Origin of the sequence: Micromonospora musae (assembly GCF_003626635.1) — a bacterium.
Classification (GTDB): domain Bacteria; phylum Actinomycetota; class Actinomycetes; order Mycobacteriales; family Micromonosporaceae; genus Micromonospora; species Micromonospora musae.
Genome location: NZ_RAZT01000006.1, coordinates 326,736 through 349,158 on the forward strand (window position 1 = coordinate 326,736; position 22,423 = coordinate 349,158).

Below are 22,423 nucleotides of genomic sequence, written 5' to 3' on the forward strand. Positions count from 1 at the left end.
AGGTGCCGACAGCTACCGCCGCCCGCGTTGGGCGAGGTAGAGATCCCTGACGGTTGGTGCCGACCCGTGGTCGGCGAGCAGTGATTCCAGGTCACCGGAGAAGTCGCGCGGCAGGCCGCTGCCGGTGCCCTCGACGCCCTGCACGCCGACGGTCGCGCTGCGCGGCGCCACGTCGGCGATCGTGATCGCGTACGGCCGGCCGTTGGTGATGCGCACGTTCCAGTGCGCCATTCGCGCGCCGAACAGCGGTCCGGACGCGGCGGACCCACCCACCCGGCCGTTGTTCTCCACCGTGATGTCGGTGCGGACGTTCTCGAACGGCAGCGCGCGGTGGGTGTCGAAGGTGCCCTCCGCCATGCGCCCGCGCCGGTAGACGTTGCCGGCTGAGAGTCCCTCGACGTTGAGGCCGTGGTGGATCGCGTCGGAGGGAACGGGGACGGTGAACCGTTCGATCTCGAAGTCCTCCACCAGGTTGTCGTTCGACTGCATCCGGCAGGCGAAGCTGTGGTGGGCGGCCCGCCCGCCGATGGTCACCCCGGTAATGGTGATCGCCTTGGCGGTGGTCAGCCCGAACCCGAGATCGCAGTTCTCCACGCGGACGTCGCGCGCCCAGCAGTCGTGGACCGCCTGGAAGCACACCCCGTTCGAGCCCGGGTGCCGGTTGTGTGCGGTCTGCGGGACGAGTTCGTTGCGGATTGTGAGGTGCTCGACGCCGGCGTCGTGGACGGTGGGGCCGATCGCGCGTAGCCGGGCCGGCCAGCCGTTCCGGAGGTCGTACTTGAGGGGCTGCGCCAGCCGGACCATCCGGTCGCCGAGCACCGCCGCCACCCGCACCGGCCACTGCAGGGTCGCGTACTGCACGTACTGCCCGCCGGAGCCGGTGACCAGTTGAGGTGCGCCGCGCGGCCAGTCATAGTCCCGGGTGCCCGGCACATCGCCGGCGAGGTGGCGCAGCAGGCTCGCGTCCGCCGGGTTCTGGCACTCGAGCACGACCATGTCGCCGGGGCTCAGCCGGCCGGTGCCGGAGACCACCAGCGTCCGCTGGCCGCGGGAGGCGCTAGCGACCTCAGCGAGTACGTCACCGAGCAGCCACCCTTCGGTGCCTGCGTAGTCCTCGGCTTCGGAGCGGGCCCGCCGCTCGGGCGCGACGAACCAGATCTGCCCGCCGGTCCAGGACCAACGGCTGTTGCCGTTGGACTGGCGGTTCGGCCGGTATCCGTCGTCGAGGGTGCGGGTGCAGTGAAGCACGGTGGCGTCCCGGCCGGCGCCGCGCAGCACGACCCCCGACCAGTGCATCCAGACCGGCCCGGAGAGTGTCCAGGTCCCGGGCGGCACCAGCACCACTCCCCCGCCGTGTTCGCCGGCGTGGCGTACGGCGGCGTTGAACGCGGCGGTGCAGTCAGTTCCGTCCGGCCGGGCGCCGAAGTCGGTGACCTTCGTGGTGATTCGCGGCCGGGGCGGCTTCTGGCCGAGCCGGTAGCCGGCGGTCGACACGTCTGGCAGCAGCGGATGGCTGCCCGGCGCCTCCCGCCACTGCCGCAGGATCTCCGCGGCGGCGTCGGGTGGCGGGGCGAGGCCATCGGGCACTGCCGCCCGCGCGGGGGCGGCGACGCCGGCGAGCGTCGTGGCGGCGGTGGCGGCGGCCCCCAGACCGAACAGCCCGCGTCGGGTGATGGCGGGATCCGTCATCGGCGCCATGGCCTCTCCTCCGAACCTCGTCGGGGACCGCACGGACCTGAAATCGTTTGCGGTCCGACGTTCACGACACCAAACAGTTCGCCAAGGGTCAATGCGTCACAGGATTGAAACTTGTTTCAGAATCGATCTTCGTGCCCGACGGCCGCCGCCGGACGGGTGCATGAAGCGGCCGGTGCGCGGTGAATCGGCCCGACCGTTTGTTGCCATCCGGTGCCGGACACGATTTCGAGAAGCTGCGGTGCCCCGCGGCGCAGGCACCTGACCGGGCCGCGACAGTATCCTTGCCGCCGTCGAGGCGTGAGGCCGCCGATGCTTCGGCACACCGGCCGCGTGCCCGCGGCCTCGGTCACGGCACAGTCGTCTACACCAGCGGTACCGGGCACCTATGCACTCAACCGACGAAGCGACAGCGGACTTTGGTCACTAGACAGCGGAGGGCAGGAGACCGGCGAGACAGTAGCGCAGACCGCCGTCGGGGAGACGCAGGCGGAGACCCGAGATCAGGGTCGAGGTAACGGGATCGTGGGGATTGTCAGCGGGTGTCGCCGGGTGCCCTTTATCGCTATCTGCGCCGGAGCGGGATCGAGGCCACTATCCCGAGCAACGCCGACCAGGACACTCCCCGCAGTAAGCGGGGGTCGAAGGGCTGACGGCCACCTGCCTTCGACTGCGGCGTCGCCACGTACTTCGACATGCTTGCCGTGCGCCACGAGGCCGTCGCACACATCGCCGCGATCGATGAATTGCCTCGACCCGCTTCGGATACCCGCTTACTCGCCCTTGGCCCAGATGGGGCCCTGGTCGGTCCAGGTGACACCCTTGTTGCGGCGGAGGCAGAACGGGTGGCCGATGGGGTCGGTGTAGACGCGCCAGCCGTAGCCGTCGGGGCCGATGGAGTCCTGCTGCAGGGTCGCGCCGAGGGCCAGGACGCGGCTCTGTTCGACCTCGATGTCGTCGACTTCGAAGTCGAGATGGAACTGCTTGGGGTGCTCGCTGTCGGGCCACTGCGGGGCGCGGTAGTCCTCCACCCGGATGAAGGCCAGCTCGATCTCGCCAAACCGGATACCGGCCCAGTCGCCGTGGCTGCCCTCCTTGACCGGGCGACCCGTCACCTCCGAATAGAAGGCTGCCAGCGCCATCGTGTCCGGGCAGTCGATGATGAAATCGGTGAGTCGCAGCATCCGGCGATCTTGCCACAAGATCAAATTGGTGGGTAATCATCTGGCACCTGCGGTCGGCTGCCACATGATGCGTTCGTAGCAGACGAGCGCGGCGAGGACAGCGGTGATCACGCCGAAGGCGCCGAGGGCGGGCAGGCTCCGACCGACGGGAAGCAGTGCGAGCATGATGGCGGCCGCGACGATTTGGGCGCGCGAGGTGTGTCCGACGGTGAATTGGAGGAACAGGCCCCGGCCGATTAGGTAGACCACCGGGCCGCCGAACAGGGCCGCTGTGGAGGTCCAATCCAGTGGCGCGCCGGCAGGATGCTGCGACGGGTGGTGGGCCAGGTGCTCGAGGACGAGTTCGATGCCCAGGGCCAGGTAGATGATCCCGGCGATGAGCGGAAAGTGGGCCAGGCTGTAGGCGTTGATGGCAGGCCGGACACGGTCCCGGTCGGGGAGACGCGCCAGGGCCTGTCCGGCCGGCGCGGCGGCGTTCTCGAAATACAGCCACCACAGGGTTGTGGCATTGGCCACGGCGAGCAGTGCGGCGATCAGGACCGGCCAGCGGGTGACCGCCGATCCGGCGCCGGCGCCCACCGCGATCAGCGACTCGCCCAGGGCGATAATCAGTAACAGGCCATGCCGGTCGCACAGGTGGCTAGCACTGCGCACCCGAAATCGGTCTTTGCTGAACAACGAGACGCACGCGGTACCGAGGCAGTCGATGAGGAACGCTGCGGCCCACAACAGCGTTTGTGTGGTGCCGCCGAGCACCGCCCCGAGCAGCAGCGGAATCCAGCCCCCCACGATCGGGATGGCATAGCGGAAGCCGGGCGCCGGGATCGGCCGGTTCACGACGGCCGCATGCCAGTTGAGTAGGTAGAACGCGGTCCGGATCACGATGTACGCCACCGCGACCGTCAGCGCTTCGGACACCGTCCAGGTCTCGTGCCCCCACGCGTACGGGATGACCAAGCCGGCCACGAACATTGCGGCCATCACCACGACCAGCCCGGCCCGGACCAGGCCCACGTCGGCGCGGACCTGATTGGCGAGCCAGGCGAAGGTAGTGAAGGGCCACCACAGCAACATCAGGAACACCAGGCCCTGCGCCAAACCGAGCGGCGTCGGCGACCCTGCCATGAACGTGGCCACGCGGATGAAGGCGAACGCGAACACCAGGTCGAAGAAGATCTCAAACGGGGTGGTGCGTTGGGCCTCACCAATCGGCACCGGTCGCCGAATCCCCAAGATATGCGCCATAGGCGATCTTCCTACTCATTTGGCCAATACAGACCCGGACGCCTAATACGGCGCCAGCCCACCAGCGGTCCACAGCCGAGACGTCCCAACGGTTCGGGCGACCTCCGTCGTCGACGCACCGCCCGGACCTCCAGCACCACGCGGTTCCCCTGCTCCGTCGCGGCAAACTCCACCAGCGCACGGCGCACCGTCACGCAGGTTCTGCAGTTATCTTCGGAGACTCGCTGACGCTGCCGCGTCGCAGGAATGACTCAAGTGAGACGCGACGAGGTAAGGATAAGCGGGGCCGGCTGCCCGTGAACGCCGCCGGTGTGCCAGCCACGCGCCAATAGCCGGCACCCCGGACGGGCACGAGCGGGCGTGAACCGTCACCCCAGTGCCCTGCCGCCGGCAGGCGTTTCGGGCATCTCGGGGCGGTGATCTTCGTCCTTCCAACTGACGGTGCCGCCGGTCGGCGGTCAGGGCAGAAGCGCCCGAAGTCGGCCTATCCCGTCCAGCACGTCGGCGCGATGCTTGCCATCCTTGATCCACGCGGGCAGGCGCTCGACGAGGGTTTGGCCTCCCATCTCTCGGCCGCGCTCCCGCAATCGAGCGGACACGTACGCCTCCAGCAGGTTCAGATGCTCGGCGTTGTACGCCCAGAGCACCCGCCCGCGGCAGTCAACCGAAAGCCAGAGCGGCAGTCGGAAGTAGGGGTCATTCGGGCCTGAGAAGTCAGGAAGTGTTCGGGCGTTGTCGCCTGCGCGGCGAGGAGCATCCCAGACGTCAGTGAACGCGCACCCGAGGCAACTGAGTCGACGGCGCAGCCGGACATGATGCCCGGAGCCGTCGGCTGACTCAGGATCAGGATGGACCGAAGCCCGCCCGGCGCACCGTGGACACCGGACGAGGATTGCTCCAGCGGCCAAGCCACCCAGCCAATGCTTCGGGTCGCGGAAGCGTCCCGTGATCCCTGTCTCGGCTGCTGTCATGGACCAAACGGTACGGGCTGGCGGCCTCCGGCCGGCATCGACCGGGCAGGCCGGCCACGCTTGAGGACGACCAAGCCCTTGAGAACCTCAGGGCTCCGCCCCGAACCACGGCCCTCCTCAGAGATCCGCCCAATGAGCCCGGCAAGTTCAGTCCTTGTCTTCAGGAGGATGCGAGCACAGGCGCCTCACCGCTGGCCAGGGGCTTCTTGCTCACGCTGTGCTTAGGGAGACGGTTGGCGGACATCCAGGCGGTCGCGAAGTCGACTAGAACTGGTTGGGACATCAGTTGTGCCGTTGCGCCGCCAACTTGACCGATTACTGCGGCACCGGCGGCCTCGAAATCGGCGCCCAGTCGATCGAAGTCGCTCTCATCGGCAACGATGTCAACCCACGTGGTCCATTGGCTTGTTCCGTCCGGTTGTCGCACTGACGAGCCGGTGACTGCGCGCGGCGGCGACTTCTGTCGCCACTCCGCTAGGTGTAGTGAGGTGTTGGAGTTGTAACCGCATCCGAGCAGTAGCACCTTGCCGTTAAGCCGGTACACCGCGCCGAGCGGTGAAGTCTCACCCAACGCATCGTCGAGTTGGTGCCCGCCCACGATGCCCGCGGCGTTCATGCCGAGTGCGGCAAAGGAGACCTGCGGATGATCGCTGCGCAGTGCACCCGGCCACATGCGGACCGCCTCGGCGATGACACCCATCCACCGGCTCGGCGTACACGACGGTTCAAAGCCGGGAGCCTGCTCTCGGATCGCGGGCCACCACGCCTCGGGGACAGGCGGATGCTGCCACCCGGCCGGGTCCGTGTTCTCGGGCGTGTGGGTTGGCACGACGAGCGTGCCCTCTGGGCCGAGCACATCCAGCAACGCTTGCACAACCGCCTGGGTGCCTCCGACAACGAACCCGAGGCTCCGGTTCGACGAGTGCAGCAGCAGGACGTCGCCCGAAGCGACGCCGAGCGCACGCAGGTCAGACGCAAGAGACTGAGCGGTATGGGGTGACGGCTGGTCCATTCGACGCAGTGTAGGCGGATGCCGGAACATCCACAGGTGACGAGCGACAGTGGTCGGCGAGCCGAGCAGAGGCTCGCTTACATGCCGTTGGGCATGTGATCGCTCGCCGACATGCGGGACGCGAAGTGGCGATCTGCCTCGTGCCGGTGCTGATCGGCTACGGCTTGGCGGGCACCAGCCGAATCAGCATCCGAGGAGAGCCGGTTCCGCTGCCGCCAACCCACGAGAGCGGCAATCGCGGCAACCAACACCGCAAACGCCACGAGAGATACCACCACCGTCGTCATGTCATCGACGCTACAACTGCGCTCCAGCTCAGGCCATCACCGATGATGATCCCTCCTCCGGCAGCAGGTCTCAGGCGGTGAGCCGGGCGACGTGGTCGATCAGGACGCCCCGGAACCCGTCGTGCTCGGGCAGGTCCGTACCGAAGATCTCCTCGACCTGCAGCAGCGAGTCGACCAGCCGCTTCGGGTCGCCCGCACCGGCGGCAGCCGCCACCCGGAGCCGGTCGGCCAGCGGATCGTCGAGTGGAAGCTCCCGCCCGCGGGCGTCCCGGCCCTTCGCCACGTATGTCATCCAGGCGGCGACCGCGAGCGCGGCCTGCCGTGGGATCGCCCCGGCGGCGAGGCGGTCGCGGACGGTGCCGAGCAGCCGGACCGGTAGCTTCTGTGATCCGTCCATGGCGACCTGCACGGTGCGGTGTCGCAGCGCCGGGTTGGCGAACCGCTGCAGCACCTGCCGCCGGTAGCCGGGCAGGTCCAGGCCGTCGGGCACGCGCAGGGCCGGTGCCACGTCCTCGACCATCAGCGCCTCTGCGGCGGCGGCGAGTTCGTCGTCGGCGAGCGCGGCTGCGATGGTGTCGTGTCCGCGTAGCGCCCCCAGGTAGGCGAGCAGCGAGTGGGTGGCGTTGAGCATGCGCAGCTTCACCGACTCCCAGGCGGCGACGTCGTCGGTGAAGACCGCGCCGGCGCGGTCCCAGGCGGGCCGGTCGGCGGCGAAGTCGTCCTCGATCACCCACTGGCGGAACGGTTCGGCCACCACGACGCCCTGGTCGTCCAGCCCCAGCACCGTCCGGACGGTCGCGCGGTCGTCGTCGGTGGTGGCCGGCACGATCCGGTCGACCATGCAGGACGGAAACCGCACCGAGGCGGCGATCCAGTCGGCGACCGGTCCCGCCTCGTGGTCCGGCAACGCGTCCAGGAAGTCGTGCACCAGGCCGCGCAGGACCTCGCCGTTGCCGACGAGGTTGTCGCAGGAGAGCACGGTGACCGGTCCGGCGACGCCGGCCGCGCGTCGCTGCAACCCGCGGACGAGCTGCCCGACGACGGTCCGCGGGGGCCGTCCCCCGAGGTCGGCGGCCACCTCCGGGTCCGACCGGTCCAGCCGGCCGGTGCGGTCGCGGCGGTAGCCCTTCTCGGTGACGGTGAGCGTGACGAGGCGTACGGCGGGGTCGGCGATCCGGTCGACGACCGCTGCCGGATCGCCCGCCCCGTGCAGCACCTCGCGGACGCTGCCGACGACGCGCGGGGGCGCCGCGCCGGGGCCTCGCTCCAGCACCGTGTAGAGGCCGTCCTGCGGGGTCAGCTGGTCGCGTACGGACGCCGACCGCTGGGTGACCCCGGCGATGCCCCAGTCGTCGCGGCCGGTGGCCGCCGCGGCCAGCTCGGTGAAGACGGCCTGGTGTGCTCGGTGGAACGCGCCGATGCCGAGGTGCACGATGCCGACCCGCAGCGCGCGCGGATCCATCGCCGGCGGGGTGAACGCGCCGCCGGACCCGAGCCGGTCGAGCGTGTCGAGGCTCAGCCGGCGCGTCTCGCTCACAGGACGGCCCCGAGCTGCCACGGGACGATCTCCTCACCGCCGAGTCCGAGGTCCTCGCTGGCGCTGGGGCGGCCGGACGCCACGTCCAGCAGTAGGTCGTAGACGTGCCGGCCCATCTCCTCGAGCGGGACGCCCTGCTCGACGACCGGGGAGCAGTCCAGGTCGATGTCGGCGGCCATCCGTTTGGCCAGTTCGGCGTTCGTGCCGAGCTTGACGGTGGGGACGGGGCGGCTGCCGAAGACCGAACCGCGTCCGGTGGTGAAGCAGATGAGGTTCGCCCCGCCGGCGACCATTCCGGTCACGGAGACGGGGTCGTAGCCGGGGGTGTCCATGAAGACCAGCCCGGGCCGCGGGATCGGCTGCGCGTAGTGGCGCACCGCGGCGAGCGGGCTGCGGCCGGCCTTCGCCACCGCACCGAGGGACTTCTCCAGGATGGTGGTGATGCCGCCGGCCTTGTTGCCGGGGGACGGGTTGGCGTCCATCGTGGTGCCCTGCCGTCCGGTGTACTCCTCCCACCAGCGGATCCGCGCCATCAACGCCTCGGCCGTCTCGGCGCTGGTCGCCCGGGCGGCGAGCAGGTGTTCGGCGCCGTAGATCTCCGGGGTCTCGCCGAGCACGGAGGTCGCGCCGGCGGCCACCAGCAGGTCCGAGGCGACGCCGAGGGCCGGGTTCGCGGTCAGTCCGGACCAGCCGTCGGAGCCGCCGCACTGCAGGCCGAGCACGATCTCCTCCACCCCGATCTCGGTTCGGGTCGCGCCGGCGAGGTCGCGCATCATGCCCCGGACCAGTTCGACGCCGCGGTTCACCGCGGCGGATGTGCCACCCAGCTCCTGGATGGTGTACGACGACACCGGCACGTGGTCGGCCACCCCGAGGTCGGCCATGAGCCCGGTCACCGCGTTCACCTCGCAGCCGAGCCCGACGACGACCAGGCCTCCGATGTTCGGGTTGTGGGCGTAGCCGGCGAGGGTACGGCGCAGCACCTCCCATCCTTCGCCTCGGTCGGCCATCCCGCATCCGGTGCCGTGGGTCAGGGCGACGACCCCGTCGACGCCGTCGAGGCCTTCGGCGTCGTCCTCGGTGACGCGGGCGATCTTCCGGGCGACAGTGGCCGAGCAGTTGACGGTGGTCAGGACACCGACGTAGTTACGGGTGGCGCCCCGACCGTCCGGGCGGCGGTAGCCGCGGAAGGTGCGGCGCAGGTCGGCGGGGAGCCGCGGAGCGGCGGTGGTGCCTTCGCCACCGGCGGCGCGGGCGGCCGCCTCCTGCGGCATTCCGAGGTTGTGCCCGTGCACGTGTTCCCCCGCACGGATCTCCGCCAGGGCCCGCCCGATCACCTGGCCGTACTTGCGTACCGGCGATCCGGCGGGCAGGTCGCGCAGGGCGACCTTGTGTCCGGCGGGCACGTCGTCGCGCAGCGCCACGCCCGCCACCGCCAACGGCTGCCCCGCTGTCATCGGTGTCGTCGCCACCGCGACGTCGTCGCTGTCGTACAGGACCACCACGCTCATCGGTTCGCCTCCCTTCCCACGGGTGTGCCGTTCCGTCCGCCGACCGTCCGGCGGGTCACGCCGGTCGGGGCGTCGGTGGTCGTCACGGGTCCGGTTCCTCCTTGACCCGGGCGACGAGCTGGGTCGGGTTGACGTACCGCAGCGCGATGACGAGCAGCACCAGCATCATCGCGGTGTACATGACCGCCATCGCGTCCACCGACTGCTGGGCGCGGATACCGGCGGCGGACATCGAGTAGTAGAGCGCGACGACGAGGGTTTGCGAGTCCGGGCCGGCGGTGAGGAAGGTGAGCTCGAACATGCCGACGGTCCGGACCAGGACGAGGATCGCCGAGGCGAGCATTCCGGGCAGCAGCAGCGGCGCCAGCACCCGCAGGAACACCGACCGCATGCCGGCCCCGCACATGCGGGCCGCGCTCTCGATCCGCGGGTCGATCTGCTCGATGAACGGTGTCATGGTCAGGATCACGAACGGCACCGACGGGACGAGGTTCGCCAGCACCACGCCGGAGAGGTGGCCGGCGAAGCCGAACTTGTAGAGCACGGTCGCCAGCGGGATGCCGTAGGTGATCGGTGGCATCAGGATCGGCAGCAGGAAGAGCAGGTAGATGGCGCGTTTCCCGGGGAAGCTGCGCCGCGCCAGCACGTACGCGGCCGGGACGCCGATCACCAGCGACAGTCCCACGACGAGTAGGGACACCTGCAGGGTCACCGTGATCACCTGGAGGAGCGCGAACTCGGTCCACGCGTCGCCGTACCACTTGGTGGTGTAGCCGTCCGGGAACCAGGTGTCGAACCAGCGCTGCCCGAAGGAGCTGACCAGCACGGATCCGACGACACCGAGCAGGTTGAGGAAGAAGAAGATGACCGCGCCCCAGACCAGCCAGGCGGCGGGACGGGCGACGATCCGTCGCCGGGTATCGGTTGCCGCGGTGGTGGTGACCATCAGCCCTTACCTCCCGTGGAACCGGTGTAGAAGCGCGTCCGGGCGAACAGCACCACCGCGATGACCACCAGCTCGATCAAACCCATGATCATCGCGATGGCCGATGCGTACGGGTAGTCGTACTGCTCGTACGCCGCCTGGTAGGCGGCGATCGAGATGACCCGGGTCTCCCCTGCCGGGTTGCCGACCAGGACCGCTGACGGGAACACGCTGAACGCGAGGACGAACGTCAGGCAGAACGTGGTGGCCAGCCCGGGCATCAGCAACGGCAGGGTGATCATGCGGAACCGCTGCCACCAGCCGGCGCCGAGGGTCGCCGCGGCCCGTTCGAGCGTCGGGTCGATGCCGGACAGGTACGACAGGACGAGCAGGAACGCGAAGGGGAACCCGGTGATGACGAGCGAGAAGAACACGCCCCAGTAGTTGTGGACGAGCCGGATCGGTTCGTCGGTGAGGTGCAGCCCGGAGAGCACCCGGTTGAACCAGCCGGTCGGGCCGAGGAAGTTCAGCAGACCCTGGGCGGTGAGCACGGTGCCGAGGGTGATGGGCACCACCAGCAGGATCGTGACCAGCCGCTTGCCGCGGAACCGGCCCCGCATCCGGTACGCGATCGGCACCGACGCGACCACGTTGAGCAGCGCGGCGGGCAGCGCCAGACCGAGCGTGGTCCAGATCGTGTCACGCTGGTAGGCGTCGCTGAAGAAACGCGCGTAGTCGCTGAACGGGCCGCCCTCGGTCGGCTGGAACGACAGGCCCAGGCCGTAGAAGAACGGATAGAGGAAGAGCAGCACGACGAAGAGCAGCGCCGGGGTGAGCAGCCACAGGTGACGGTCGACGCCGCGCTCGGCGAGGCGGTGCTGCCAGTGGGCCCGCGCGGGCGGCGGAGGTCCGGCGGACTCCGCCGTGGGGGTGCGGGTCGTGACGCTCATCCGACCAGCCCGGGTTCCTCGACCACGGCCGTCGCCGGGTCGGCGGGCCGGGTGGCGGCCGCATCGCCGGGGAAGACGAGCAGCCGCTGCGGGTCGATGCTCAGGGTGACCTGGTCGCCGGGCGCCACCCGCTGATCGGTACGCAGGTGGACTCGGGAGCCGGCGGCGGTGACCGCCTCCGCCGCCAGTTCCCGGCCCTGGTACTCGACCACCTCGATCTGCGCCGGCACCGCGTTGGTCGTCGCGCCGGCCTGATCGACCCGCACGTCTTCCGGGCGCACCGCGACGATCACCTCGTCGCCCGGCGCGACCGGGCCGACCGGGACGCCGACGAGCCGCAGGCCGTCCAGTTCGACGGCGACCGTGCCGTCGGCCGCCTCCCGCACCCGCATCGTCCACAGGTTGCGGTAGCCCATGAAGTCGGCGACGTGCCAGTTCGCCGGGCGGGTGTGCAGCTCCTCCGGCGAGCCGATCTGCTGCACCCGGCCTTCCCGCAGCACCACCAGCCGATCGGCCAGCGAGAGCGCCTCCTCCTGGTCGTGCGTCACGTAGACCGTGGTGAGACCCAGCGACTGGTGCAGTCGGCGGATCTCGGTACGCATCTCCAGGCGCAGCTTCGCGTCGAGGTTGCTCAGCGGCTCGTCCATCAGCACCAGCGACGGTTCCAGGACCACCGCGCGGGCGATCGCCACCCGCTGCTGCTGGCCGCCGGAGAGCTGGCCGGGTAGCTTCCCGGCGTGGTCCTCGAGGCGTACCAGGCGGACCGCCTCGTCGGTGCGGCGGCGGATCTCGTCCTTCGGCAGCCGCCGCATCCGCAGCCCGAACGCGATGTTGGCCCGCACGGACATGTGCGGGAACAGCGCATAGTTCTGGAATACCATTCCGAAGCCGCGGCGCTCCGGCGGCAGCGTGTCGATGCGCCGCTCGTCCTGCCAGATGCTGCCCGCTGTCAGGGGCAGCAGCCCGGCGAGGCAGTTCAGGGCGGTGGACTTGCCGCAACCCGACGGACCGAGCAGGGCGACGAACTCGCCCGCCTCGATCGTCAGGTCGAGGTCGCGCAGCGCGTCATGGCCGCCGAAGCGACGCGACACGCCCTCCAGCCGCAGCTGGGAGAACGCTTTGGCGCCGGCGGTCATCCCTGCTTGACCTTCCCGCTACCGATCTCGCGGTCCCACCTGTCGAACGCCGCCACCAGCGCCTTCGCGTCCAGCGGCACCTCGGTCGGGTTGTTCGCGATCAGCGCGTCGTACTCCGGCCGACCGAAGTCCCGGATGGCGTCCTGGCTCTTCTGCGGCGCGTCCGACAGCTGCACACCCTGCACCGCCGGGCCCGGGTAGAAGTAGCCCTCGTCGTAGGCCTTCGCCTGCTGCTGCGGCGTGAGCATGAACGCCAGCAGAGCCAGCACCGCGGCCTGGCTGTCCGTCGACGCCCCCTTCGGGATCACCGCGTAGTGTGCGTCGGTCACCCAGTGGAACCCCTCAAGCGAGGTGACCTTGGCCTCCTTCGGCACGGTGCCGAGCACCCGGGGGTTGATGTCCCAGCCGGTCGTCGACGCGATCACGTGCGCCGACCCGTTGGCCAGGTTCTTCATCGTCTCGGCGGTGCCGGACGGGTAGTAGTCGACGTGCTGGTTGAGTTCCTTGAGGTAGGCCCACGTCTTGTCCCACCCGTTCACCGGGTCCTTCGGGTCCTTGTCGCCGAGGATGTAGGGCAGCCCCATCAGGAACGTACGCCCGGGACCGGAGTTCGACGGGCGGGCGTACTGGACCTTGCCGGGGTGGGCCTTGGCGTACGCGAGGAGCTGCTCCGCGCTGGTCGGCGGGGTCGCCACGGTCCCCGGCAGGTACTCCAGCAGCGGCCCGGACGGGTAGTAGGTGACCGTCACGCCCGCGTTGCCGGCGAGCTTCTGCATAGCGGCCGCCGGCGCAAGATAGTTGTTCATGCCGGTCAGCCGGCTCTGGAACTTCGGCAGGACGTCGAGCCACAGCCCCTGGTCGATGCCGGCCGCGAGGCCGTCCACGCCGGTGAGCACCAGCCCGATGTCCACCCGGTCGGCGTTCTGCTGCGCCTTGATCTTGCCGACCAGCTCCGGGGCGGGCGACTTGGAGTAGGTCACCTTGGAGATGACGTCCGGGTTGTTCTTCACGAACTCGTCGATCATTCCCTGGGTCAGTTGCAGGTTGCCCGCGACGTCGAGGATGTTCAGCGCCACGGCCTTGGTCGGCTTGTCGGGAACCTCGCCGTCGCTGTTGCCGCCGGAGCCGCCGGAGGTGTCCGGGGCGCCGCAGGCGGCGGTAACGGTCAGCAGGGACGATGCTGCGGCGATCAGGGCGCTCCGCCGGGTGATGCCCATGAAACTTCCCTCTCTCGGTCGTCAGTCACGGTGGTGGTGATGGGTGGGGGCGCGTCCTTCCGGCCGGAATGTCAGTCGGTCGGCGCGACCCCGGTCGAGCCGCGAACCAGCAGCTGGGTGGGCAGCTCCCGACGCGGCTTGCGCACACCGTCGGGCCGCTCCAGCAGCGACAACAACAGGTCGACGGCGGCGCGGCCGGCCTGCTCCTTGGCGAGCGAAACGGTGGTGAGCGTGGGCGACGACATCGACGACATCTGAATGTCATCGATGCCGATCACGCTGATGTCCTGCGGTACGCGCAAGCCACGGTCTCGCAGCCGGCCGAGCAGGCCCAGCGCCATGACGTCGTTGTAGGCGATGACGGACGTGACACCGGAGGCGACGATGAGATCCGCCGCGGCGACCCCGCCCTCGAACTGGGGCGGGAAGTGACCCGCCACGTACAGATCCATCCCGGCCGCGGCGGTCGCGGCGCGCAGCGCCCGGATCCGGTCGCGGTCGGACCACGACGCACGCGGTCCACCGACCCACCCAACCCGCTTGTGCCCGAGCGCCGCCAGATGGGCGACGGCCTGCCCGATCCCGTCCGAGTTGTCGAAGACGACGGACGGAACCCGCCCGAAGCGCCGGTTGACCATGACCAGGGTCGTGGTCGCGGCGAGCGTGAGGATGTCCTCCTCACGCCCTCGCGGCGAGCAGAGGATGAGCCCGTCGACCTGCTTGGCGAGGACCCGCACCAGATCGCTCTCCGCGGCCGGATCCTCGTCGGAGTCGGCCAGGAAGACGGCGTAGTCCGCCTCCCGGGCCCTGGCCTGCACGCCCTTCACCAGGCTGGGAAAGAACGGATTGGCCAGGTCCGGCACGATCAGCCCCAGGTTCCCGGTCTTGCCGGTGATGAGACCCCGCGCGGCCCGGTTCGGTTCGTAACCCAACCGCTGGGCCGCGCGCAGCACCCGTTCCCGGGTCACCGAGTTGACCAGCCCGGGCATCGACAGCGCCCGGGACACGGTGGACGGTGAGACGCCGGCCTCCCGAGCCACCTCGCGGATCGTCGTGCGCAACGGTTCACCTCCTCGATCGTGGAACCGTCACGTCCGAAGTTTGAAACCGATTGCAGAACCCTGTCAATACTCGCGCGTATGAATGTTCCCCGGCTGCAGTAAAGCCGCCCTTGTGACAGAGACTCGTCGATGCAATCCTTTGCAGGGCCCGTTCCATCGAAGCCGCGAAGGAGAAATTGGTGGCACAGCTGCGTCTGCACCCCGACCGCGCGCTACCGGCCGACAACGACATCCGCGCCGTAGCCCGCCGCATCTACCACTCCACGCGGGAGCTGCCGCTGCTCTGCATGCACGGGCACGTGGACGCCGCCGTCCTCGCCGACGACGAACGCTTCTCCGACCCGGCCAACCTGCTGGTCGTGCCGGACCACTACGTGACCCGGATGCTCGTCTCGCAGGGTGTCACCCTCGACCAGCTCGGCGTCCCGCGCCTCGACGGCACGGTGGCCGAAACGGACCCCCGCGCCATCTGGCGGCTCTTCTGCACCCACTGGCACCTGTTCCGCGGCACCCCCAGCCGCTACTGGCTGGAACACGAGATCGCCGAGGTGCTCAAGCTCGACCTCACCCCCGGGCCCGACACCGCGGACGAGCTCTACGACCTCATCGACGCGCGACTGTCCGAACCGGGCTTCCGGCCGCGTACCCTGCTCGACACCTTCAACATCGAGCTGATCGCCACCACCGACTCCGCCACCTCACCGCTGCACGACCACGCCCGGCTCCGCGAGGCCGGACTCGGGGAACGGGTGGTGCCCACCTTCCGCCCGGACGCCCTGACCCACGTCGGCCACCTCGGTTGGACCCGCCAGCTCGAACACCTCCAGCAGCTGACCGGCGAGGACACCGGCGACTACGCCGGTTACCTCGCGGCCCTGCGCGCGCGGCGCGCAGCGTTCGTCGCCGCCGGCGCCCGAGCCACCGACCACGGCCACCTCACCGCCGCCACCGAGCCGCTCAGCCCCGCCGACGCCCAGCGGATCTACACCGACGCGCGCCACGGCACGGTCAGCCCCGACGTGACGGAGGCCTTCGCCGGCCACATGCTCTACGAGATGGCCCGGATGTCCTGCGACGACGGCCTGGTCATGCAGATCCACCCCGGCGTGCTCCGCGACCACGACCCTGCAATCCACGCCGACTTCGGCTCCGACCTCGGCTTCGACATCCCGATCGCGGCCGAGTTCACCCGCTCGCTGCGGCCGATGCTCAACGCCTTCGGCCGCGACCCGCGGTTCCGGCTGGTGCTCTTCACCGTCGACGAGACGGTCTACTCCCGAGAGCTCGCCCCACTCGCCGGCGTCTACCCCGCCGTACGCCTCGGCGCCCCGTGGTGGTTCCTGGACAGCCCCGACGGGATGCGCCGCTTCCGCGAACTGGTGACGGAGACGGCCGGCTTCTACAACACCAGCGGCTTCGTCGACGACACCCGGGCGTTCCTGTCCATCCCGGCCCGGCACGACCTCGCCCGGCGCATCGACGCCGGCTACCTGGCCCGCCTCGTCCTGGAACACCGACTGACCGAGGACGAGGCGATCGAAACGGCAGCCGACCTGGCCTACCGCCTTCCCCGAGAGGCCTACGCCCGACGGATCGAGTGAGGGCGTCCGGGTCTATGCAGCGAAACCCGCCACACAGCGCCGAGGGTCTCGGTCTGGCACGGTCCCCAAGTCCTCAACCGGCCCGACGTCGTGACCGAGGCCACCAGTCGACGAGTCCTCGACGCGATCCTCGGCATCGATCCCGTAAGCAACAAGGGCGCCTCTTGCGAAAGCGGCTCGTGCGATATCGGGAATCATCGCTCAGCGCTGCCGGCGTGCTGTTATTCGCTTCGAGACCCCGGTCGCAGGCAGCACCGCGCACCTGCGAGTCTCTCTGCTATGGATTCTGAGCCGAGTGCCGGGCTCGCCCGCCACTATGACCCAGGGAGCTCGTTGGCCCAGTTCGCCGGCCGAATGCTTGTGGTCTGTCCGCAATGTGGTGGCTGTGCGCTCGTGGTTCCCCGGCCTGGTCCCCCCGCACCTGCGTACTTCAGCGAGTTCCTGTTCCAGCCACGCCGTCTGGCTTGCAGGGGGTGCGGCGCCGTTACCGATTGGGAACCCGAGGTGCAGGGTGCTGGGCTGGTAGGCGCGGTACTGGGCGGTAGTGAGGACCCGTTCTTCCGGCGGCCCCTGTGGCTGCAGACCCGTTGCGTCGGCCATATCCTGTGGGCCTACAACGAGGAGCACGTCAACGAACTGTCCGCCTACGTCGGCGCCCAATTGCGTGAGCGGGGCGGGGCGCGGCCGACGAGGGCAATGTTTGCGCGGATGCCGTCGTGGATGAAGAAGTCGGACAATCGCTCGGAGATCCTTGCCGCTCTGGAGATGCTGCGCGCGCTGGCCAAGCGGTCGACGCCTGCCGATCGCTCCGACGCCGCGCATGAGCGTGGTGACCGTCCCCGACCGCATGAAAGCATGTACTTCCGGGGTGGTCCCTATGAGGGAAGGCCCTGAAAGTCCTGGTCCCAGCCACTCGTTGATGGCGGCGACCAGCGCGGTCGCTTCGTAGCGAACGCAAGCTTGTCGTACCTCGTGGCCCCAGCCTGGTGGCGCTTTAGCCGGTTGATGCCGCGCCCCACCGCGTGACGTTCCTCGTAGCCGTTCTTGTCGAACCTGGGCGGGCGGCCGCCGCGTGCGCCCGCGGCGGATGAGCAACCATCGGTGCTCACCGGGCTGGGTGGCGGTGGTGATCCACGCCCACAGGTAGTCGCGGGGACCTTTCGCTCCCGGGCCGCAACTGTGCCGCTGCCACTCGGCGGTGGGGATCCGATGGCAAGGGATCCAACCACCGCAACGCGGCAGCCTCTCCTGACACTGACGAGAGGATATCCGGAGGTGTCAGGATCAGCGCACGCCCGGGCGTGCGCTGATCCTGAACCGCTGCTCAGAGTCGGAATTTCGGCTTGCCCGGCTCCGGGAAGGTGCGCGTGTACGCCCGGATGTAGCTGTCGAGGAACGGTGAGCGCTCCCCCGCGGTCGGCACGTCGTCCGCGGTGCTCTCCGTCGCCAGCCGCAGGACCGCGCCGGTCACGCGGATCGTGGCGCCCGACGGCGTGTCCCGCCAGCTCCCGGTCGTAATCGAGCCGATCTCGACCGCGAGCCGGTGCCCGGCCTGCAGCGTCCAGTCGGTCGACTTGAGGTCGAACCCGACCCGGCCCTTCTCGACCAGCGATACGTTCTCGTCGAACATCACCGCCGTGCCGTCGGGCGCGACGTCCCACACCTTGACCATGACGTTGCCCGCCGCATGAGCCGTGAGCTCGACGCGCGGCGTGGCGGTCAGCCGCGTCTCCTGCCGCACGACGTCGGACCACACGAGGTAGCTCGACGCCGGCTGCGCGGAGGCCGCGTCGGACGACGCCGACGGCGAGGCCGCCTTGCGCGTCGCCCCGAGCCCCTCGAGCCTCGGGGCGCTCTCCATGTCCCACTGCCCGTGGCTCTTCGGGAGGGCGAGCGTGGACGGCGACGACGCGTACGGCACGCCCGCGGCGCCGCCGTCGTCGACGTAGGTGCCGTTGCCGAGCGCCACGGTGATGCGGCGATCGGGGGTCGGCCAGGTCGGCTCGGCCCGCCACTCGCCGAGGTTGTCCTCGATCGAGTAAGTGGGGTACGTCGTCGTCGGCTTCTCGCCCTTGAGGTACTGGTCGTAGAAGCTCATCACCTCGTCGAACCAGCCCTCGCGGCCCATCGCCAGGCGTCCGTCGGACACGCGGTCGTTGCCGCGCACGTGGTCCCACTGGCCCAGCCAGCCGCGCTCGGGGCCGACGTGGTTCTCGAGGAACTCCTCCATCTCCTCGGGCTTGGTGTTGCTCTCGATGAAGCCCGCCGTGATGAACAGCGGAGTCGTCGTGCCCTTGGCCTTGGCTGCCATGTCACGCGCCTGCCAGAAGGGGGCGTTCGGGTCCGGTTCGTAGTTGTCCGCGATGTTCTTGCTGAGGCACTCGGGGTGCGACTCCTCGTACCGCGCGTTGGCCTGGTAGCGCGAGGTGTCGTCGGCCAGCGGGTCCATCGTGGCGATGTTGTTGTAGGAGTTCGGCGTGCCGGTGGCGTTCGGGCGCGGCACCCCGTTGGAGAACAGGTAGTTGTACCCGGTCCAGATCGACTCCTGCGCCACGACCGCCTTGAGCTGCGGCATCTTGAGGTTGTTGCCCATCAGACCGGTGGCGCCATCGTAGGACTTGCCGTACATGCCGACGTTGCCGTTCGACCACGGCTGCGAGGCCGACCACTCGATGGCCGCGCGGACGTCGTTCTGCTCGCCCGGGCCCTTGTTGTCGAGGCAGCCGGTGGACCCGCCGAACCCGCGCAGGTCGACCATGACGTACGTGAAGCCCTCGTCGAAGAGGTCGGCGCCCTCGAGGAAGTCGTTGAAGCGTGCCGACGGCCCGGTGCGGGTGAAGCCCTCGGGCCCGGTCTGCCCGGCGTGACCGAAGTAGGGCCCGACGGCGAGGATGACGGGCGTCTTCGCGCCCGCCGGCAGTCCCTCGGGCCGCAGCACGTCGGCGTGCAGCTCGACCCCGTCCGTCGACGGGAAGTAGTGCTGCGTCCAGACCGAGCCCTCCGGGACCCGGTCGTTCTCCTCGTGGGTGATCCCCTCCGGCGGGGCCTCCGCCGCCGTCGCGGGGGTCGCCGCCGCGACCCCTCCCGTGAAGACGCTCGCGGTCAGCAGCACGCCGAGCGCCGCCGCCGTCGTCCGTCTCTGCATCGATGTCTCCTCGTCGTCCGTAATGGGTGACTCTGGGTGACGCGGCGGGTCGCCGCGTCCAACGCGGCCGTACATCGGTCGCGGTTGGTCGGGTCTGGACGGACCGGAGGGAGCGTTCCGTTGGCCGGGACGCTCCCTCCGTTCGCTACCGATCGGTGCTGTGGCTCAGCTGGTGAACTTGAAGTAGGCGCGGTGCTGGAAGCCGTCGTCGAGGGTCAGGACGAACTCGCGGCAGGTGCCGGCCCAGGCGGGGTCGGTCTTCCACGGGTACAGGTACCGGCCTTTCGCGGTGACGGTCATCTTGGACCCGCCCGGGGTCTGTGCCGCGACCGGCGTGGGACGGGGCGTGATCGGCCCGTCCGGGTTGACGGTCTTGAGGGTGTCGCAGTCCACCAGCCGGGAGTACGGGGAGTTGCTGGCTAGGATGTCCAGACCCCGGTTGGCGGCCAGCTTGAACCGCAGCGGCACCGCGTCACCCGCGTCGACTTCGTTCAGCGCCGGCTGCGCGGCCAGCTTGGTGAAGTCACCCCGGCAGGACGGGTGCGTGTCGAACGCCTCGGTGTTGTCGTCCCGGTTCGTGGTGCCCTGCACCGCGCTGTAACCCAGACCGCGGCGGGCGAACGACGCCCACAGCGTGCAGGCGTTCTCGCCACCGGTCAACGCCGCGTCCGCGGCGATGATGGCGTTTCGACCGGTCACGAAGCCCGGGCCACAGCCCTGCATCTTCAGCCCGTCGATCACGAGCTGCATGGAGAGGTTGTTACCGCCGGTCTCCCAGGAGTCGTAGACGTTCGGGTTCAGCCCGTGCTTGTCGATGAGGTCCCAGGTCATGTCCCAGAGGACCGACGCCCAACCGTGACCGATGCCGTGCGGCGCGGCCAGGGAGGTGCCGTTCAGCCAACCGCCGGTCTTGATGCTGTCGTACGTGAAGGGCTGTACCTCCATGTTGCGCGAGTACGGCCGCGGCCGGAGACCGTTACCGCTCCGGTTCTCCTGGAACAGGACGTACGGCACCAGGCCGCGCTGACCGTCGGCCGTGTCGAGCCTCGGGTCGAGCAGGGTGGTGACGGCGAAGTAGTCGCTCCAGCCCTCGCCCATCTGCTCGTTGCCCGTCAGGCAGTTGATCGTCGGGCCGCCGGTGAGCCGGTTGGAGATGCCGTGACCGTACTCGTGGATGATGATGCCGGCGTCGAGGTCGCCGTCGCGGATGCCCGGGTGGTTCGGGTGCTTACGCGCCGACCCGGTGACGTCGCCAGCGGCGATCGCGGCCTTGATGGTCGCCCCGTCGGCCTGGGTCACGGCGATCGCCGGGATGGTGACCGGCGCGGTCGTCATGGAACCGGTCAGCACCGGCGCGGCCCCGGCGGCGTCGTGCGCGACCACGACCGCCTTGGCGCCGAGGGACTCGGCGACCTGGGTGCGCTGCAGGTAGCTGCAGGCGGCGGTGCCGCCGTCGACCACCGCGATCCAGTCGCCGCTCGGCAGCGTGCCGGGGTACGCGTCCGCCGCACAGCCGGTGCCGCCGTACACGAACTGGCCGGACCGGCCGGCCGCCGAAAGCGCCGGGCTGAACCGCGACCACGACGCGTCGAAGGAACCGACGCCATTGACGACGACCTGGTTCTGAGCGCCGAACTGGTTGCCCGGCCACAGGTACATCTGCATCCGTGGGGTACCCGTGCCGTCCACCGGCGGCGTCGAGAAGTTCGCGTTGTTCGTACCGTTGCCGTCCGCGGCCTCGGCGCGCACGTAGTCGCCGGCCGCGCCGCCGCGACCGTAGTTGTTGACCTGGAAGTTGCCCGACGCCTCGTCGAAGCCGTAGAGGTAGGAGACGTCGTGGATGATGTTGTTCCAGTAGAAAAGGTTGGCCGTCGCCGCGTCCCGGTAGTTCTGCGGGTTCTGCGCGAGGTCGAGCGGGAAGTCGAAGCTCAGACCGGCCCCGCCGTTGGGGCTGCTGCCGAAGTCCGCGGCGTTGTCGACGTCCTGGTCCTGGTACGCGTGCACGTTGTTGCCCTGGGTGGTGGTGTGCTCGGCGCCCGGGACGCCGTCGGTGTCGTGCCAGCCGTACGGCGACGCGGTGCCGTCCGCCGGGTTGGTCACCAGGGTGCGCGGCCCGTCGTTCGGGCTCTCCGTCGGGTAGCCGTAGACCCGGTAGCTCGATCCGTCCTGCGCGGGGTCGCGGGTGCCCAGGCCGCTGGCGCCGGCCGGCAACGTCCGACCCTCCACCTGGCTCAGGGTGCCGGGCAGCTCGTCGACGTGCTCGTGGGTGGTCCAGTCGTCGGCGTTGAGGAGTTCACCGGTCCGGGCGTCCACCGCCGCGTTCCACAGGTGCGCAGCCGACGAGTCGTCAATGACCAACTGCCACGCCAGGCGCAGCCCCTCGTCAGTCGGCTGCCACCCCAGCTTCGCCGGGATCGGCTGCTCCGAGATACCACTGCCGGACACCACGGTCCGCTTCGCCGCACCACCGGCCCGGCTCACCACCCGCGGATTCTTCGGCTTGGCCAGCTTCAGGCCCTTCGCGGCCGCCTCCACCGCCTGCACGGCGTCCAGCGACGCGGTCCCGGACACCTTCTCCGACAGACCCGACACCAGCGAGTCACCCACGAAGATCACACTGCCGTCACGAGCGACGTTCACCGTCGCCGTGGCACCGAAGACCTCCAGGTCCTTGTACCGCTGCGCCAGGTTCACATGCGTCACGCCGTTGTGCCGGCTCGTGTAGCGGGACGCCACCGCCAGATCACGCAGGTCGGCATCGGTCACGCCGTACTGCACCGGTTTCGCCCGCAGATAGTCGATCGCGATGCTGTCCGGCGTCCCCTCGTTCGGACCAGTCAGAAAGATCGGATTCGGCCTCGCCGCACCCTCCTCCGGAGCCGCCGAAGCGGACGACGTCGGAAGCGAGGTCAGAGCAACAACAAGAGTCGTGGACAACAACAAGGC

The 22,423-nt window shown here is 69.7% G+C and carries 17 protein-coding genes and 1 pseudogene; 2 read left to right on the forward strand and 16 right to left on the reverse strand.

Annotated features, from left to right (window positions below; translation table 11 throughout):
- Positions 1 to 12: 12 nt before the first annotated feature.
- The 13 genes from D7044_RS14225 to D7044_RS14285 all read right to left on the reverse strand — a co-directional run bounded on the left by D7044_RS14225 (position 13) and on the right by D7044_RS14285 (position 14,731).
- Positions 13 to 1,698 (reverse strand): glycosyl hydrolase family 28-related protein, encoded by a 1,686-nt coding sequence (locus D7044_RS14225; protein WP_120689195.1) that lies wholly within the window; start codon positions 1,696 to 1,698, stop codon positions 13 to 15.
- Between the two features lie 770 nt (positions 1,699 to 2,468).
- Positions 2,469 to 2,879 carry a VOC family protein gene (locus tag D7044_RS14230; protein ID WP_120689196.1) on the reverse strand — a complete coding sequence of 137 codons (411 nt, stop codon included), beginning with the start codon at positions 2,877 to 2,879 and terminating at the stop codon, positions 2,469 to 2,471.
- Positions 2,880 to 2,915: 36 nt separating this feature from the next.
- Positions 2,916 to 4,124: a low temperature requirement protein A gene (locus D7044_RS14235; protein WP_120689197.1), complete on the reverse strand. Its 1,209-nt coding sequence runs from the start codon at positions 4,122 to 4,124 to the stop codon at positions 2,916 to 2,918.
- Positions 4,125 to 4,582: 458 nt separating this feature from the next.
- A complete protein-coding gene (locus tag D7044_RS32630) occupies positions 4,583 to 4,771 on the reverse strand; it encodes a hypothetical protein (protein WP_199716620.1) in 189 nt (62 codons plus the stop codon).
- Positions 4,772 to 5,255: 484 nt separating this feature from the next.
- Positions 5,256 to 6,107 (reverse strand): AAC(3) family N-acetyltransferase, encoded by an 852-nt coding sequence (locus D7044_RS14245; protein ID WP_120689198.1) that lies wholly within the window; start codon positions 6,105 to 6,107, stop codon positions 5,256 to 5,258.
- Between the two features lie 77 nt (positions 6,108 to 6,184).
- Entirely contained in the window at positions 6,185 to 6,394 is a 210-nt protein-coding gene (locus tag D7044_RS14250; RefSeq protein ID WP_120689199.1) for a hypothetical protein, read from the reverse strand.
- 70 nt (positions 6,395 to 6,464) lie between these two features.
- Positions 6,465 to 7,931 carry a mannitol dehydrogenase family protein gene (locus tag D7044_RS14255; RefSeq protein ID WP_199716621.1) on the reverse strand — a complete coding sequence of 489 codons (1,467 nt, stop codon included), beginning with the start codon at positions 7,929 to 7,931 and terminating at the stop codon, positions 6,465 to 6,467.
- Complete coding sequence (locus D7044_RS14260; protein WP_120689200.1) at positions 7,928 to 9,442, reverse strand: UxaA family hydrolase; 1,515 nt, start codon at positions 9,440 to 9,442, stop codon at positions 7,928 to 7,930. The genes D7044_RS14255 and D7044_RS14260 overlap by 4 nt, the downstream gene beginning before the upstream one ends.
- An 82-nt stretch (positions 9,443 to 9,524) precedes the next feature.
- Positions 9,525 to 10,388, reverse strand: coding sequence for an ABC transporter permease (locus D7044_RS14265; protein ID WP_120689201.1), 864 nt, complete (start codon positions 10,386 to 10,388; stop codon positions 9,525 to 9,527).
- Positions 10,388 to 11,317, reverse strand: coding sequence for an ABC transporter permease (locus D7044_RS14270; protein ID WP_120689202.1), 930 nt, complete (start codon positions 11,315 to 11,317; stop codon positions 10,388 to 10,390). Before D7044_RS14270 ends, D7044_RS14265 begins: the two co-directional genes overlap by 1 nt.
- A complete protein-coding gene (locus D7044_RS14275; RefSeq protein ID WP_120689203.1) occupies positions 11,314 to 12,453 on the reverse strand; it encodes an ABC transporter ATP-binding protein in 1,140 nt (379 codons plus the stop codon). Before D7044_RS14275 ends, D7044_RS14270 begins: the two co-directional genes overlap by 4 nt.
- A complete protein-coding gene (locus D7044_RS14280) occupies positions 12,450 to 13,670 on the reverse strand; it encodes an extracellular solute-binding protein (RefSeq protein WP_120681064.1) in 1,221 nt (406 codons plus the stop codon). Before D7044_RS14280 ends, D7044_RS14275 begins: the two co-directional genes overlap by 4 nt.
- A gap of 71 nt (positions 13,671 to 13,741) precedes the next feature.
- Positions 13,742 to 14,731 (reverse strand): LacI family DNA-binding transcriptional regulator, encoded by a 990-nt coding sequence (locus tag D7044_RS14285; RefSeq protein WP_120689204.1) that lies wholly within the window; start codon positions 14,729 to 14,731, stop codon positions 13,742 to 13,744.
- Positions 14,732 to 14,910: 179 nt separating this feature from the next.
- Between D7044_RS14285 and uxaC the strand changes: the two genes are divergently transcribed.
- Complete coding sequence (gene uxaC, locus D7044_RS14290; RefSeq protein ID WP_199716622.1) at positions 14,911 to 16,332, forward strand: glucuronate isomerase; 1,422 nt, start codon at positions 14,911 to 14,913, stop codon at positions 16,330 to 16,332.
- A 504-nt stretch (positions 16,333 to 16,836) separates the two neighbouring features.
- Entirely contained in the window at positions 16,837 to 17,226 is a 390-nt protein-coding gene (locus tag D7044_RS32635) for a hypothetical protein (protein ID WP_199716623.1), read from the forward strand.
- A gap of 177 nt (positions 17,227 to 17,403) precedes the next feature.
- Here D7044_RS32635 and D7044_RS33625 read toward each other — a convergent pair.
- From D7044_RS33625 to D7044_RS14315, 3 genes and pseudogenes are all read right to left on the reverse strand, one after another.
- Positions 17,404 to 17,541 (reverse strand): annotated as a pseudogene (locus tag D7044_RS33625) (IS701 family transposase); the annotation flags it as partial.
- 115 nt (positions 17,542 to 17,656) lie between these two features.
- A complete protein-coding gene (locus D7044_RS14310) occupies positions 17,657 to 19,477 on the reverse strand; it encodes a CocE/NonD family hydrolase (protein WP_120689207.1) in 1,821 nt (606 codons plus the stop codon).
- Positions 19,478 to 19,642: 165 nt separating this feature from the next.
- Positions 19,643 to 22,243: a M36 family metallopeptidase gene (locus D7044_RS14315; protein ID WP_233564985.1), complete on the reverse strand. Its 2,601-nt coding sequence runs from the start codon at positions 22,241 to 22,243 to the stop codon at positions 19,643 to 19,645.
- Positions 22,244 to 22,423: the final 180 nt, after the last annotated feature.

Excerpts from the sequence above, each read along its gene's own strand:
- D7044_RS14225 (WP_120689195.1), bottom strand. The coding sequence starts at position 1,698 with ATGGCGCCGATGACGGATCCCGCCATCACCCGACGCGGGCTGTTCGGT.
- D7044_RS14230 (WP_120689196.1), bottom strand. The coding sequence starts at position 2,879 with ATGCTGCGACTCACCGATTTCATCATCGACTGCCCGGACACGATGGCG.
- D7044_RS14235 (WP_120689197.1), bottom strand. The coding sequence starts at position 4,124 with ATGGCGCATATCTTGGGGATTCGGCGACCGGTGCCGATTGGTGAGGCC.
- D7044_RS14245 (WP_120689198.1), bottom strand. The coding sequence starts at position 6,107 with ATGGACCAGCCGTCACCCCATACCGCTCAGTCTCTTGCGTCTGACCTG.
- D7044_RS14250 (WP_120689199.1), bottom strand. The coding sequence starts at position 6,394 with ATGACGACGGTGGTGGTATCTCTCGTGGCGTTTGCGGTGTTGGTTGCC.
- D7044_RS14260 (WP_120689200.1), bottom strand. The coding sequence starts at position 9,442 with ATGAGCGTGGTGGTCCTGTACGACAGCGACGACGTCGCGGTGGCGACG.
- D7044_RS14265 (WP_120689201.1), bottom strand. The coding sequence starts at position 10,388 with ATGGTCACCACCACCGCGGCAACCGATACCCGGCGACGGATCGTCGCC.
- D7044_RS14270 (WP_120689202.1), bottom strand. The coding sequence starts at position 11,317 with ATGAGCGTCACGACCCGCACCCCCACGGCGGAGTCCGCCGGACCTCCG.
- D7044_RS14275 (WP_120689203.1), bottom strand. The coding sequence starts at position 12,453 with ATGACCGCCGGCGCCAAAGCGTTCTCCCAGCTGCGGCTGGAGGGCGTG.
- D7044_RS14280 (WP_120681064.1), bottom strand. The coding sequence starts at position 13,670 with ATGGGCATCACCCGGCGGAGCGCCCTGATCGCCGCAGCATCGTCCCTG.
- D7044_RS14310 (WP_120689207.1), bottom strand. The coding sequence starts at position 19,477 with ATGCAGAGACGGACGACGGCGGCGGCGCTCGGCGTGCTGCTGACCGCG.